Here is a 13,311-nt window from a genome sequence, read left to right as displayed (position 1 = left end):
ACTCCTTCCATGTTCCGCACCGCCCTCGCCCTGCTTCTGGCCTGCGCCCTGCCCGCGCTGGCCATGGCCGACAACGGCAAGCCCCTGCGCATCGGCATCACCCTGCACCCCTATTACAGCTACGTGAGCAACATCGTCGGCGACAAGGCCGAAGTGGTGCCGCTGATCCCGGCTGGCTTCAACCCCCACGCCTACGAGCCGCGCGCCGAGGACATCAAGCGCATTGGCACCCTCGACGTGGTGGTGCTCAACGGCGTAGGTCACGACGACTTCGCCGACCGCATGATCGCCGCCAGCGAAAAACCCGATATCAAGACCATCGAGGCCAACCAGAACGTGCCGTTGCTGGCGGCCACCGGCATTGCCGCCCGCGGCGCCGGCAAGGTCGTCAACCCGCACACCTTCCTGTCGATCAGCACCACCATCGCCCAGGTCAACAACATCGCCCGCGAACTGGGCAAGCTCGACCCCGAAAACGCCAAGTTCTACACGCAGAACGCCCGCGCCTACGCCAAGCGGCTGCGCGCCCTGCGTGCCGAGGCCCTGGCCAAGGTGACCGAGGCGCCGGGTGCCAACTTCCGCGTGGCGACCATCCACGCCGCCTACGACTATCTGGTACGCGATTTCGGCCTGGAGGTCACGGCGGTGGTGGAACCGGCCCATGGCATCGAGCCAAGCCCCGCGCAGTTAAAGAAAACCATCGACCAGCTCAAGGCGCTGGACGTGAAAGTGATCTTCTCGGAAATGGACTTTCCTTCTGCCTACGTCGAAACCATCCAGCGCGAATCGGGCGTGCGCCTGTATCCGCTGACGCACATTTCCTATGGCGAATACACCAAGGACAAGTACGAGGTCGAGATGAAGCGCAACCTGGATACCGTGGTACGTGCCATCCAGGAGAATCGCGCATGACCGCCGCCGCCAACCTGGCGACCGCCAGCGGGCCACGCATCGACTTTGCCGGGATCGACCTGACCCTGGGCCGCACCCGCATCCTCGAACAGGTCGACTTCAGCGTGACCGCCGGCAGCGTGCACGCCATCGTCGGCCCCAACGGCGGCGGCAAAAGTTCGCTGATCAAGACCCTGCTCGGGCAGATGCCGCACCACGGCCGGTTGACCCTGCACTGGCCCGGCGAGCGACAGGTGATCGGCTACGTACCCCAGGCCCTGGAGTTCGACCGCGGCCTGCCAATGACCGTGGACGACTTCATGGCCGCCATGTGCCAGCAGCGCCCGGCCTTCCTTGGCCTGTCGCGCCGCACGCAACCGGCAATCGACGCAGCGCTGGCACAGGTCGGCATGCTCGACAAGCGCAAGCGCCGCATGGGCGCGTTGTCCGGTGGCGAGCGTCAGCGCGTGCTGCTGGCCCAGGGGCTGATCCCGGCGCCTCAACTGCTGGTGCTGGACGAACCGATGTCGGCGCTTGATGAAGCCGGCATTCAGGTATTCGAGCAACTGCTGCAGGGCTGGCGCCAGGCCGGCACCACGGTGCTTTGGATCGAGCACGACCTGGCCGCCGTGTTGCGCCTGGCCGACCGCGTCACCGGCCTGAGCCGCCGAGTGCTGTTCGACGCCCCGCCTGCCCAGGCCCTGACCCCGGAGCGCCTGCTCAGCCTGTTTTCCGTCCACCCGCGCAGCGAGAGCCTCGCCTGATGACTTATGAAGCATTCCGCCAGTGGGTCCAGGAATGGGCCGGCGCTGGCTACCTGCCCGAGGCCCTGGCCTACGGTTTCGTGATCAACGCCCTGCTCGCTGGCCTGATGATCGGCCCGGTACTGGGCGGCCTGGGCACCTTGGTGGTGGTCAAGCGCTTTGCCTTCTTCTCCGAAGCCGTCGGCCATGCCGCCCTGACCGGGGTAGCGATCGGCATCCTGCTCGGCGAGCCCTATACCGGCCCCTACGGCAGCCTGTTCGGCTACTGCCTACTGTTCGGCATCCTGCTCAACTTCCTGCGCAATCGCACCGGGCTTTCGCCGGACACGCTGATCGGCGTGTTCCTCTCGGTGTCCCTGGCCCTCGGGGCCAGCCTGCTGCTGATGCTGGCCGGCAAGATCAACGTGCACATTCTCGAGAACGTGCTGTTCGGCTCGGTGCTGACCGTCAGCGGCCAGGACCTGGTGGTGCTCGGCGTCGTCGCGGTGCTGGTGCTGGCGCTGGCCCTGCCGCTTTTCAATCGCATCATGCTGGCCAGCTTCAACCCACAACTGGCCGCCGTGCGCGCAGTGGCGGTGAAAACGCTGGACTACCTGTTCGTGGTGCTGGTGACCCTGGTGACCGTGGCCTCGGTCAAGGTGATCGGTGCCATTCTGGTCGGCGCCCTGCTGGTGATACCCGCCGCCGCTGCACGCCTGGTCAGCCAGTCGCTCAAAGGCTTTTTCTTCACGTCGGTCGCAATCGCCACCGTCAGCACCCTGCTGGGCATCCTGCTGCCGATCACCCTCGACCTTCCGGTACCCTCGGGTGCAGCGATCATCCTGGTCGCTGGCATCTGTTTCGCCCTCGCCGCCCTGGCCCGCGCCCTCGTTCCACGCCTGCAAGGAAACCCGGCATGAACCTCAAACGCCTTACCCTGGCGCTGGCCCTGGCCGGCCTGCCGTCCCTGACCTTCGCCACCCAGGTGCTGACCACCCTGCCGGTCACGCATAGCCTGGCCAGTACGCTGCTCGACGGCACCTCGGTGGAACTCAAGCGCGCCGCCCCGGCCAATCTGCCGGCCAGCCGCCAGCCGTCGTACTTCAGCAGCCGTGGCGGTGCCAGCCTGGCCAAGGCGGCCACCCAGGCCGACGCCGTGATCGGCGTACGCTCGATCTGGCGTGACGATCCGCTGTACCCCATGGCGCGGCGCAGCAACATCCGCATCGTCGAAATCGATGCGGCGCGTCCGGTAGATGGTGCATTGCCCGGCATCGCGGTGAGCGGCGACGATGCCTACGAGGCGTTTCCGTGGCTGAACCCGACCAACCTCGGGCGCATGGCAGACGTGCTCGCCAATGACCTGGAGCGTCTGGCGCCTGCCGACAAGGCGAAAATCCAGGGTAACCTGGCAGGGATCAAGCGCCAGTTGCTGGAGCTCAGCGCCAGCAGCCAGACCCGTTTGGCCGAGGTCGATAACCTGACCGTGGTCAGCCTGTCCGAACGCCTTGGCTACCTGGCCAGCGGGATGAACCTGGATGTGGTGGACCCGCCGCTGCCTGCCGACGGCAAGTGGGACAAGGCGACGCTCGAGGCGCTGGGCGAGAACCTGAAAACCCAGGATGTCGCGCTGGTCATCGACCATCGCCAGCCGGATGCGGCGGTGGCTGAGGTGATCAAGGCGGCCGGGGTGAAGCTGGTCGTGGTGGAAAGCGACCCGGAGGACGCGCTGGCGGGGCTCAAGGCCAGTGTCGGGCTGATTGTCGGGGCATTGACCAAGCGTTGAGGATGGCCGTTATGGCCTCTTCGCGGGCAAGCCCGCTCCCACAGGGATCGTGCAGCTTCGAAACCTGTGCTGTACCTGTGGGAGCGGGCTTGCCCGCGAAGAGGCCATGACAGCCAGCCGAAATTACCGCTTCATGCACCGCTGATACCGCTCATCCACCCTCCCCGCAAACCACGCCGTGGTCAGCTTGCGCGTGATCTTCGGGCTCTGCAGCTCGATCCCAGGCAGCACCGCTCGCGGCACCGGCTTGCCAGCCGCCCCATCGGCCAGGGCGAACACTCCGCTGTACAGCTTGCTGTCCTCGAATACCAAGCTTTCACCCAGCTCCAGCTGGTTGCGGATCTGCGGATTGCGCAGCCCCAGCTTCTCGCCCAGGCTCCGCGCCGCCCGCTCGGTCGTACCTGGCAGGATCGCGCCAGGCGCTATCAGGTCGCCATCCAACGCTAGATCGGCTCCAGTCACCTTGCTCAAGGCCGCCTGGAACGCCGCATTGCGGCTGGCGTACCAGCCCGCATTGAAGTCGGCGAAGCGATAGAGCTGACGTTCGTAGTTAGCGGGATAGCCGAGCAAGTGCGCGATGCCGAAATACATGCCACCGCGCCGAGTGAAGACTTCCTGGCGAAGGGTGCCGCCGTAGGTGTACGGGTAGTCCTTGGCGTGCTTTTGCGCAAAGTCGATGCTCACCTGCATCGGCCCTCCGGTATGCACCGGGTTGAGGCCGTCGAGCAGCGTCTTGCCCAGGGGTAGCCGGGCAATGAATTCGTCGTACAGTGCGCTCAACTCTTTCTCGCTGCGTACGGCCAGCAGGCGCTGCTGGTAGGTCTGGCCGTTGCCCGAGGGCGTTTTCAGGGCACCATCGACCACTATCCGCGGGATGTGCAGGCGTGCGGCGCGTCGGTCGATTTCCTCGCGGGCGATACGCCCCAGCCCGGGCACCTGGGGGTCGGCACTGAACGTCGACTCCTGCTCGGTCACCGCCAGCACCGCGCACAGATTGCTCTTGCTCGGCGCGATACGCTGGGCTTCGAACGCCACCTGGATATCCTTGGCCCAACCGGCGCGGTCCTTGGCCTGGGCCGGCAACAGACGCATCAGCTGGGCACGCACCTTGGCAGGATCTGCCTCGGGCTCCTCCTCGTGGCGTCCGGCACACCCTTGCAACAACGCCAGGCCCAGCAGGCCGAGCGCCAGTAGCCGGCCGTTCAGGGCTGCTCACCGAGCAGATGGGTGTCGACGGTCAGCCGCGTGGCCTTGTGTGGAACGATCAGCATTGCCTGCCCCTTGCCTGGGAAAGCGTCTAGCCTCCCCCAGGCAGGCGAAGACGTCAATCAAGCACTCAAGCGCAGCGGTTCCAATGCGCCGGCAAGAATGCCCAGCACGCGATCCTCGTGCTCGTGGATGAAGAAGTGTCCTCCCGGGAACCAATGCAGCGAAAACGCGCCCTGGCTCTCCTGGCGCCAGGCCAGCAACTGCGCCTCGCTGGCCCGGTCCGTCTGGCCAGCCAATACATGCAGCGGGCATTGCAAGGGCGAGCGCTGGCGATAGGCGTAGCGGCCACAGAGGAGAAAGTCGGCGCGCAGGATAGGCAGGGTCAACTCCATCAGCTCGGCATTGCCGAGCACTTCCTCCCGGGTGCCGCCCAACTCGCGCAGGTCGCCGACCAGTTGCTGATCGGTCTTGGGCTCACGCCACTGAGCGCCATCGTAGTCTTCGCGACGGGTTGGCGCTGCCGTGCCACAGGCGAACAGCGCCCGTGGTGGCGGGCAGCCCAAGGCTTGCAGCTCGTGCGCCAGCTCGAACGCCAGCAGCGCACCGAGGCTATGCCCCAACACGGCATAGGGCGTACTCGCTGCCAGACGCTGCTCGCCGGCCAGTTGCCGGGCCAGCGCCCGCATGTCGGTCTGCAACGGCTCGCCCATGCGCACGCCGCGCCCAGGCAGCTCTACCGGACGCACTTGCACCCAGGCCGGCAGCTTGCGCCGCCAGCGGCTGTAGACCATGGCGCTGGCACCGGAGTAAGGCAGGCACAGCAGGTTCAGCGTGCTCACTGCGCCGCGGCTTCTGCCATCTTCTTGCGCAGGCTGAGCGGGCGCATGTCGGTCCAGACCTCGTCGATATAGGCCAGACACTCCTTCTTCAGTCCGCTCTTGCCCACGGCGCGCCAGCCATTGGGAATCGTCTTATAGTCGGGCCAGATGGAATATTGCTCTTCGTGGTTGACCACTACCTGGAACTGGATATCGTCGCGGTCGAAAACGGAAGTCATTGCCTGTCTCCTTGAGTGAAAGATGCCGACACACGCTTGGTGTAGGAAGGCTCTCAAGTAGACGTAGGACAGATAGGAAAAATTAGTACGTTAGCCTTGGCCGTCAGGCATCGCGCAACAGGTCGTGGGCATCCAGCAAGCGATAGGCGACCTGGGGATTGCGCTCCAGCCCCCGGCGGATGGCGGCGGGGATCGATTGTCGGGTCCTGCGACACAGGCCCGGCTGGGCTTCGAGCTCGATGACGATGCCACGCATGGTGCGCACTTCGTTGTAGCCGGGGGTGATGTGCACGCGGATACCGAGGTTCTCGAACATGCGCATTTGCAGCCGTTGCAGGTCCTCTAGGTCCTGGAGGTTTTCCAGGCGCTCGAGCAGGCGTTTTTCCTCCTGGCGGGTCAGCAGGAGGATGCGCTGGGCCGACGGCGATTGTTCGGCCAACTCGTCACGGCCGCAATCACACGCACCCGGAGGACAGGGCTGACGCCAAGGAAGAGGTGTGCTCATGGGCCAAGCATAGCCGTTCCCGGCCCTATCGCCGACCCCTGCTAGCTGGGTGAATATTCCTCCCAAGTAAAAAATTTTCACAAACCCCTAGACCGCCACCCTTGTCTTCGCCTATAAATCGCCTAAAGGAAATTTATATTCCTAACAAGAAACATCCTTCGCCGCCCGCGAAGCTTTTCGCCCTTGTGCCGACCTGCCCTACTTCACCACGAGGCCCCCGACATGCATCCCGCTCCCGACCACTTCATCCTGCGCGTCAGCTGCCCCGCCGTTTCCGGCATCGTCGCCGCGGTGACCACCTACCTGGCCGAGCAAGGTTGCTACATCAGTGAAATGGCGCAGTTCGACGACGAGGACAACAGCCGCTTCTTCATGCGTGCCGTATTCCGCTACAACACCGGTTGCACGGGCGACACTGCGCAGCTGCAAGCCGGCTTCGCCGACGTGGCCCAGCGTTTCGACATGGACTGGAGCCTGCACAGCAGCGCCCGCCCCATGCGCGTGCTGCTGATGGTCAGCAAGTTCGACCACTGCCTGTCCGACCTGCTCTACCGCCACGCCAAGGGCGAGCTGGACATGCAGATCACCGCCGTGGTGTCCAACCACCTCGACCTGCGCCCCATGGCCGAACGTCAGGGCATTCGCTTCGTCTACCTGCCGGTGACCAAGGAAACCAAGGCCGAGCAGGAAGCCGCGCTGATGCGCATCGTCGAAGAAACCGGCACCGAGCTGGTGGTGCTGGCGCGCTACATGCAGATCCTCTCCGATGACCTGTGCCGCCAGCTGTCGGGCCGGGCGATCAATATCCACCATTCCTTCCTGCCAGGCTTCAAGGGTGCCAAGCCCTACCACCAAGCCTATCAGCGCGGCGTGAAACTGATCGGCGCCACAGCGCACTACGTAACCTGCGACCTCGACGAAGGCCCGATCATCGAGCAGGAAGTGCAGCGCGTGGACCATGCCTACGCCCCCGACGACCTGGTGGCGATCGGCCGTGACACCGAAACCATCGCACTGTCCCGCGCCGTGAAGTACCACCTCGAGCACCGGGTGTTCCTCAACCACGACCGCACGGTGATCTTCAAATGAACGCCACCCCCAACATCAAGCTGATCGATGGCAAGGCCACCGCCACGCGGGTGCTGGCCGAGGTCCGCGAACAGGTCCAGGCCCTGCACCAGCGCGACGTGCAACCGGGCCTGGCGGTGGTGCTGGTGGGCATGGATGCGGCCAGCCAGGTGTACGTGCGCAACAAGGTGCTGCGCGCCGAAGAAGTGGGCATCCGGTCGCTGGAGCACCGCCTGCCGAGCGACACCACCCAGGCCGAGCTGCTGACCTTGATCGACCGGCTCAACCGCGACCCGGCTGTCAACGGCATCCTCGTGCAACTGCCACTGCCGGCGCACATCGACGAGCACCGTATTCTGCAGGCGATCGACCCGCTCAAGGACGTGGACGGCTTTCACAGCGAGAACGTCGGCGGCCTGGCCCAGGGCCGCGATGTGCTAACGCCGTGCACGCCGAGCGCCTGCATGCGCCTGCTGCGCGAAGCCTGTGGCGAACTCAGCGGCAAGCATGCGGTGGTGGTGGGCCGCTCGAACATCGTCGGCAAGCCAATGGCTGCACTGCTGCTGCAAGCGGACTGCACGGTTACCGTAGTGCACTCGCGTAGCCGCGACCTGCCGGCCTTGTGCCGCCAGGCGGACATCCTCGTGGCCGCCGTCGGCAAACCGCGTCTGATCGGCGCTGACTGGCTCAAACCCGGAGCGGTGGTGATCGACGTCGGCATCAACCGTATCGATGAAGGCGGGCACAGCCGCCTGGTCGGCGACGTCGATTTCGCGTCCGCCCTGCCTCAGGTCGCGGCCATCACGCCGGTCCCCGGTGGCGTGGGGCCGATGACCATCGCCTACCTGATGAAGAACACCTTGATCGCCCTCGACCTGCAACAACAGGCCACCCACCAGGAGCGCACCGCATGCCTTTCGCCCTGCTGAAATACGGCCTGAGCGCCGACTACCCGGTGGAGGTCGACCTGCCGCCACCCTGCGAACTCAAGCCGCGCTATGACGTGGTGATCATAGGCGGTGGCGGCCATGGCCTGGCCACGGCCTATTACCTGGCCAAGTACCACGGCGTGAGCAACATCGCTGTGCTGGAGAAAGCCTATCTGGGCGGTGGCAACACCGCGCGCAACACCGCGGTGATTCGCTCCAACTACCTCACCAGCGAGGGCGTGCGCTTCTACGCCGAGTCGGTGCGGATGTTCCAGAACCTGTCCAACGAATTCGACTTCAACATCATGTATTCCGAGCGTGGTCAACTCACCCTGGCGCACACCGATGCCACCGTCCGCGCGTTTCGCCAACGGGCCGAGGTCAACAAGCACTTCGGCGGACGAACCGAGATGATCGATCGCCAGCAGATCCGCGAACTGGTACCCAGCCTGAATCTGGACCCCGGCCATTTGCCGGTGCTGGCCGGGCTCTGGCACATCGACGGCGCCACCGCGCGCCACGATGCCGTCGCCTGGGGCTACGCCAAGCAGGCGGCCAAGCGCGGCGTGGAGATCCATCAACTCACCGAAGTGCAGGACCTGGTAATTCGCGGCGGCCGTATCGAAGCGGTCAAGACCAACCGTGGCACCGTACAGTGCGGCTGCGTGGTGCAAGCAGTGGCCGGGGCCAGTTCGCTGTTGATGGCCAAGGCCGGCATTCGAGCACCGATCCACACCTACCCGCTGCAGGCCATGGTCACCCAGCCGTTCAAACCGTTCCTCGATCCATTGGTCAGTTCCTCGGCGCTGCACTGCTACGTGCAGCAGACCAGCCGCGGCGAGATCGTCTTCGGCGGAGGCTCCGACCCCTACCCGCTGTACAACACCCGCTCGACCCTGGACCTCAAGGAAAGCCTGCTGGCCCATGCCATCGAGATGTTCCCGTTCATGGCCAACGCCAAGCTGATGCGCCAGTGGGCGGGGATCACCGACATGACCCCGGACTACAGCCCGATCATGGGCCTGTCCCCGGTCGAGAACTACTACCTCGACGCCGGCTGGGGCACCTGGGGCTTCAAGGCCACGCCCATCTGCGGCAAGACCATGGCCGAACTGGTAGCCAGTGGCGGCAAGGTGCCGGAAATGATCGCCCCCTTCGCCCTGGAGCGTTTCAGCCGCTTCCAGCAAGTCAACGAAATGGGCGCCACCGCGGCCAGCCACTAGAGGACTGCACGATGAAGATCCTGACCTGCCCCTTGAACGGCCCGCGCAACATCAGCGAGTTTTCCTACGGCGGCGAGTTCAAGCACATGCCCGACCCTGCTACCTGCAGCGATGCCGAGTGGGCCGACTATGTGTTCAACAGCGACAACCAGGCCGGCACCGTCATCGAATGGTGGCTGCACAACGCCTCGAGCTACTGGTTCCTGGCCGAGCGCCACACCGTCAGCGACAAGGTGCTGCGCACCTTCGACCCCAAGGAAGTGTTCGACCAGCGCGTCGACTTCGCCCCCGCCGCCACACCGGAGATCGCCGGATGAACAGCCTTACCCGCCTCCCTGCGCCCATGGGCCTGCTGATCGACCGCGAGCGGCCCGTGCAGTTTTCCTTCGACGGCCAGCCTTGCCAGGGCTATACCGGTGACAGCATCGCCAGTGCCCTGCTCGGCAATGGCCGCTGGCTGCTGTCGCGCTCGTTCAAGTACCACCGCCCACGCGGTCCGCTGAGCCTCGCCGGGCAGGACGCCAATACCCTGGTGCAACTGCCCGACGAACCCAACGTACTGGCCGACATGCAGGCCGCTTGCGATGGCCAGGTGGTCGAAGGGCAGAACTTCAATGGCAGCCTGGCCAACGACCGCGATGCCTACCTGGGCAAGTTCTCGCGCTTCATGCCGGTTGGCTTCTACTACCGGTCGTTCTACAAGCCCAAGGGCATGTGGAAGGTGTGGGAGCCGCTGATCCGCAAGAAGGCCGGCCTCGGTGTACTCGACCTGACCTTCAAGCCGCAGTATCACGACAAGGCCTATCTGTTCGTCGATGTCGCCGTGATCGGCGCAGGCCCTGCTGGCCTGCGCGCCGCATTGGATGCAGCCAACGCCGGGGCCAAGGTGCTGCTGGTCGAGCAGCAGCCAGTGCTCGGCGGCTCGCTCACCTACGCCCGCTTCGACATCGCCGGCACCCGCGCTGGCCAGTTGCGCGAGCGACTGCTGGCGGAGGTCGAGGGCCATCCGAACATCCAGGTCTTGCTGGAAGCCACCTGCAATGGCTGGTTCACCGACAACTACCTGCCGGTGATCCAGCACCGGCGCATGTACAAGGTGCGCGCCACACGCTGCCTGGTGGCCGCAGGCTCGTTCGACCAGCCGGTGGTGTTTCGCAACAACGACCTGCCTGGGGTGATGCTGACCAGCGCCGCCCAGCGCCTGATGAAACTGTACGCGGTCAAACCTGGCCAACGCGCGGTGATCCTCACCGGTCACGATGACGGCTACCTGGCAGCGCTCGACCTGCAGGAGCAAGGCGTGGCTATCGCCGCCCTGGTCGACATGCGCGCCGCCCCCGCTGACAGCGCGCTGGCCAGCGAGCTCAAGCGCCGCGACATTCCCCTGCACCTGGGCAGCACGGTGTACGAAGCCCTGCATGAAGCTGGCATGCGCCATGTCAGCGGCGTCGACATCCGCCCGATCACCGGCCAAGGCAAGGTCGGCGAGCATGGCCTGCGCCTGGCTTGCGACCTGCTGTGCATGTCGGCCGGCTACATGCCGGTCTATCAGTTGCTGTGCCAGGCGGGCGGCAAGCTCGCCTACGACGTCAACCGCGACGAATTCACCCTCGCCAACCTGCCCGCAGGGCTGGATATCGCAGGCTCCGTGAACGGCCACCACCAGCTCGACAACGTCCTCGCCGACGCCGCCCGTGGCGCCGCGCAGGCATTGACCGCCCTGGGCTTGCAGGCCCCGGAAGTGCCGACGCTCGGCGCCGAGGCCAGGGTCAACTTCCCGTGGCCGATCTTCCCCCACCCCAAGGGCAAGGATTTCGTCGACTTCGACGAAGACCTGCAAGTACGCGACATCGTCAACGCCACCCGCAGTGGCTATCGGGACGTGCAACTGGTCAAGCGTTTCTCCACGGTCGGCATGGGCCCATCCCAGGGCCGCCACTCGGCCCTGCCGACCGCGCGCCTGGTGGCCCAGGCCACTGGCCGCAGCATCGGTGAAACCGGCGTGACCACGGCACGCCCGCCGTTCCAGGCGGAAAAGCTCGCGCATGTCGCCGGACGTGCCTTCGACCCCTACCGGCAGACGCCGATGCACCAGCGTCACGTGCAGGCAGGGGCGAAGATGATGCCCGCCGGTATCTGGCAACGCCCGGCGTACTATGGCGCTGCCGACCAACGCGAGCGCTGCATGCAGGAAGAGGCCCGGCATGTGCGGGAAAAAGTCGGCCTGATCGATGTGTCCACCCTCGGCGGCCTGGATGTGCGCGGCCCCGATGCCGCCGAGCTGCTCGAGCGCCTGTACACCTTCGGCTTCGCCAAGCTGGCCGTCGGCCGCACCCGCTATGCGCTGATGACCAACGAACACGGCGTGGTGATCGACGACGGCGTCTGCGCCCGCCTGGCAGAGCAGCACTTCTATGTCACTGCCACCACCAGTGGCGTCGATCGTATCTACCAGCAGATGCTCAAGTGGAACGCCCAGTGGCGCCTGGACGTCGACATCACCAACGTCACCGCTGCCCTGGCTGCCGTCAACCTCGCCGGACCGCTGTCGCGCCAGGTGCTGGCCAAGGTTTGCGAAGGTGTGGACCTGTCGGCCGAGGCCTTCCCCTACCTGGGCGTGCGCCTGGGCAAGGTGGCAGGCATTGCCGCGCGCATCCTGCGGGTCGGCTTCGTCGGTGAACTGGGCTACGAGGTGCACGTGCCGGCACGCCATGCCGAGCGCCTGTGGGATGCGCTGATGCAAGCCGGCGCTGGCCTGGGCATCCGCCCGTTCGGGGTCGAGACCCAGCGCCTGCTGCGCCTGGAAAAGGGCCATGTGATCATCAGCCAGGACACCGATGGCATGACCCACCCGGCGGAAATCGACATGCAGTGGGCCATCGGCCGCAAGAAGCCATTCTTCGTCGGCAAGCGCTCCATCGAGATCCTCGAGGCACAACCACTCAAGCGCAAGCTGGTCGGCTTCACCCTGCCCAAGGGCAGCGCGCAGCCCCTGGAAGGTCACCTAGTGCTCGACGGTGCGGACATCTCTGGCAACGTCACCTCCTGCGAGTACTCCCAGACCCTGGGGCAGATCATCGGTCTGGCCTATGCCGGCGCCCACCAGGCCACGCCCGGCATGCACATTCCGATCCGCGTGGAAGGCGGCGCGATGGTCAATGCCAAGGTGGTGCAACTGCCCTTCTTCGATCCCGACAACTCGCGCCAGGAGCTCTGAGCATGACCAGCCTGAAAGCCGAAGCCTACATCCCCCGCAGCCCGCGTGCCGAGCTGCTGCAGACCTGCGCGTTGAGCGACCTGACGGAGCTTGCGCGGGTCGGTTTTCGCGGTGGCGACAGTGCCGCCTACCTGCAACAGCGGGGTTACCGCCTGCCTGCGCAGCCGAACCAGGCCTTGCGCCAGGACGACGGTGCCTGGGTGGCGCGCCTGTCTGCCAGCGAGTACCTGCTGCTAGGCAGCCTCGCCGATGTGGGCGCAGGAGTGGCCGCCGAGGAGACCCAGTGGCTGCAAGACGTATCGCGCAACTACTTGCTACCACGCCAGGACAGCCATGCCTGGCTGCAATTGTCCGGGCAGCAGTGCAGTGCGGTGATGGCCAAGTTATGCGGTGTCGACCTGCGCGCCCAGGCCTTCCCGGTGGGGGCCGTGGCACAGACGTCGGCGGCGCGGATCAACGTGATCGTGGTGAATGTCGGGAACGAGACGTTGCCTGCGTTGTACCTGCTGTTCGACCGCGCTTCGCTGGCGTACTTCCGTGATGCGATGCTCGATGCGATGGATGAGTTCGAAGGGGGGTGGGTTGGGGTGGATGAATTGATGCGTTGATCTGTACTGGCCTCTTCGCGGGCAAGCCCGCTCCGGGTCTCCCTTCTGACTTCAATTCAATCAGGACGATCTGGA

The 13,311-nt window shown here is 65.5% G+C and carries 14 protein-coding genes; 10 read left to right on the top strand and 4 right to left on the bottom strand.

Annotated elements, in window-relative coordinates; translation table 11 throughout:
• The first annotated feature begins 9 nt into the window (after positions 1–9).
• The 4 genes from E6B08_RS12255 to E6B08_RS12240 are packed head-to-tail and all read left to right on the top strand — an operon-like array spanning position 10 to position 3,420.
• Positions 10–912 carry a metal ABC transporter substrate-binding protein gene (locus E6B08_RS12255; RefSeq protein WP_136914243.1) on the top strand — a complete coding sequence of 301 codons (903 nt, stop codon included), beginning with the start codon at positions 10–12 and terminating at the stop codon, positions 910–912.
• On the top strand, positions 909–1,655 hold the full coding sequence (locus E6B08_RS12250; RefSeq protein ID WP_136914242.1) for a metal ABC transporter ATP-binding protein: 747 nt from the start codon (positions 909–911) through the stop codon (positions 1,653–1,655). Before E6B08_RS12255 ends, E6B08_RS12250 begins: the two co-directional genes overlap by 4 nt.
• Positions 1,655–2,554, top strand: coding sequence for a metal ABC transporter permease (locus E6B08_RS12245; protein ID WP_136914241.1), 900 nt, complete (start codon positions 1,655–1,657; stop codon positions 2,552–2,554). The genes E6B08_RS12250 and E6B08_RS12245 overlap by 1 nt, the downstream gene beginning before the upstream one ends.
• Positions 2,551–3,420 carry a metal ABC transporter solute-binding protein, Zn/Mn family gene (locus E6B08_RS12240; protein WP_136914240.1) on the top strand — a complete coding sequence of 290 codons (870 nt, stop codon included), beginning with the start codon at positions 2,551–2,553 and terminating at the stop codon, positions 3,418–3,420. Before E6B08_RS12245 ends, E6B08_RS12240 begins: the two co-directional genes overlap by 4 nt.
• Positions 3,421–3,543: 123 nt before the next feature.
• Here E6B08_RS12240 and E6B08_RS12235 read toward each other — a convergent pair whose 3' ends face one another.
• From E6B08_RS12235 to E6B08_RS12220, 4 genes are all read right to left on the bottom strand, one after another.
• Complete coding sequence (locus tag E6B08_RS12235; protein ID WP_416194398.1) at positions 3,544–4,626, bottom strand: DUF1615 domain-containing protein; 1,083 nt, start codon at positions 4,624–4,626, stop codon at positions 3,544–3,546.
• Between the two features lie 122 nt (positions 4,627–4,748).
• Entirely contained in the window at positions 4,749–5,468 is a 720-nt protein-coding gene (locus tag E6B08_RS12230; protein WP_136914238.1) for a thioesterase II family protein, read from the bottom strand.
• Positions 5,465–5,686 (bottom strand): MbtH family protein, encoded by a 222-nt coding sequence (locus E6B08_RS12225; RefSeq protein WP_136914237.1) that lies wholly within the window; start codon positions 5,684–5,686, stop codon positions 5,465–5,467. The genes E6B08_RS12230 and E6B08_RS12225 overlap by 4 nt, the downstream gene beginning before the upstream one ends.
• A gap of 103 nt (positions 5,687–5,789) precedes the next feature.
• Positions 5,790–6,191, bottom strand: a complete 402-nt coding sequence (locus tag E6B08_RS12220; RefSeq protein ID WP_136914236.1) for a hypothetical protein — start codon at positions 6,189–6,191, stop codon at positions 5,790–5,792.
• 222 nt (positions 6,192–6,413) lie between these two features.
• Here E6B08_RS12220 and purU point away from each other — a divergent pair, with 222 nt between their 5' ends.
• From purU to E6B08_RS12190, 6 genes are read left to right on the top strand one after another with little or no spacing between them, the layout of a single operon-like run.
• A complete protein-coding gene (gene purU / locus E6B08_RS12215) occupies positions 6,414–7,280 on the top strand; it encodes a formyltetrahydrofolate deformylase (protein ID WP_136914235.1) in 867 nt (288 codons plus the stop codon).
• Positions 7,277–8,188: a bifunctional methylenetetrahydrofolate dehydrogenase/methenyltetrahydrofolate cyclohydrolase FolD gene (gene folD, locus E6B08_RS12210; protein WP_136914234.1), complete on the top strand. Its 912-nt coding sequence runs from the start codon at positions 7,277–7,279 to the stop codon at positions 8,186–8,188. Before purU ends, folD begins: the two co-directional genes overlap by 4 nt.
• The gene (locus E6B08_RS12205; RefSeq protein ID WP_136914233.1) at positions 8,170–9,411 is read left to right on the top strand and encodes an FAD-dependent oxidoreductase; all 1,242 of its coding nucleotides are present in this window, start codon (positions 8,170–8,172) and stop codon (positions 9,409–9,411) included. The genes folD and E6B08_RS12205 overlap by 19 nt, the downstream gene beginning before the upstream one ends.
• Before the next feature lie 11 nt (positions 9,412–9,422).
• On the top strand, positions 9,423–9,728 hold the full coding sequence (locus tag E6B08_RS12200) for a sarcosine oxidase subunit delta (protein WP_136914232.1): 306 nt from the start codon (positions 9,423–9,425) through the stop codon (positions 9,726–9,728).
• The gene (locus E6B08_RS12195; protein WP_136914231.1) at positions 9,725–12,628 is read left to right on the top strand and encodes a 2Fe-2S iron-sulfur cluster-binding protein; all 2,904 of its coding nucleotides are present in this window, start codon (positions 9,725–9,727) and stop codon (positions 12,626–12,628) included. Before E6B08_RS12200 ends, E6B08_RS12195 begins: the two co-directional genes overlap by 4 nt.
• Before the next feature lie 2 nt (positions 12,629–12,630).
• Positions 12,631–13,236 carry a sarcosine oxidase gene (locus E6B08_RS12190; protein WP_136914230.1) on the top strand — a complete coding sequence of 202 codons (606 nt, stop codon included), beginning with the start codon at positions 12,631–12,633 and terminating at the stop codon, positions 13,234–13,236.
• Positions 13,237–13,311 lie beyond the last annotated feature (75 nt).

The organism is Pseudomonas putida (genome assembly GCF_005080685.1).
Taxonomy (GTDB): domain Bacteria; phylum Pseudomonadota; class Gammaproteobacteria; order Pseudomonadales; family Pseudomonadaceae; genus Aquipseudomonas; species Aquipseudomonas putida_V.
Note: the sequence above shows the minus strand (reverse complement) of the source record. Positions and strands in the feature narration are given on the sequence as shown.

Bases quoted from the DNA above. Each gene is read 5' to 3' on its own strand.
- E6B08_RS12255 (WP_136914243.1), top strand. From the start codon at position 10: ATGTTCCGCACCGCCCTCGCCCTGCTTCTGGCCTGCGCCCTGCCCGCG.
- E6B08_RS12250 (WP_136914242.1), top strand. From the start codon at position 909: ATGACCGCCGCCGCCAACCTGGCGACCGCCAGCGGGCCACGCATCGAC.
- E6B08_RS12245 (WP_136914241.1), top strand. From the start codon at position 1,655: ATGACTTATGAAGCATTCCGCCAGTGGGTCCAGGAATGGGCCGGCGCT.
- E6B08_RS12240 (WP_136914240.1), top strand. From the start codon at position 2,551: ATGAACCTCAAACGCCTTACCCTGGCGCTGGCCCTGGCCGGCCTGCCG.
- E6B08_RS12225 (WP_136914237.1), bottom strand. From the start codon at position 5,686: ATGACTTCCGTTTTCGACCGCGACGATATCCAGTTCCAGGTAGTGGTC.
- E6B08_RS12220 (WP_136914236.1), bottom strand. From the start codon at position 6,191: ATGAGCACACCTCTTCCTTGGCGTCAGCCCTGTCCTCCGGGTGCGTGT.
- purU (WP_136914235.1), top strand. From the start codon at position 6,414: ATGCATCCCGCTCCCGACCACTTCATCCTGCGCGTCAGCTGCCCCGCC.
- folD (WP_136914234.1), top strand. From the start codon at position 7,277: ATGAACGCCACCCCCAACATCAAGCTGATCGATGGCAAGGCCACCGCC.
- E6B08_RS12205 (WP_136914233.1), top strand. From the start codon at position 8,170: ATGCCTTTCGCCCTGCTGAAATACGGCCTGAGCGCCGACTACCCGGTG.
- E6B08_RS12200 (WP_136914232.1), top strand. From the start codon at position 9,423: ATGAAGATCCTGACCTGCCCCTTGAACGGCCCGCGCAACATCAGCGAG.
- E6B08_RS12195 (WP_136914231.1), top strand. From the start codon at position 9,725: ATGAACAGCCTTACCCGCCTCCCTGCGCCCATGGGCCTGCTGATCGAC.
- E6B08_RS12190 (WP_136914230.1), top strand. From the start codon at position 12,631: ATGACCAGCCTGAAAGCCGAAGCCTACATCCCCCGCAGCCCGCGTGCC.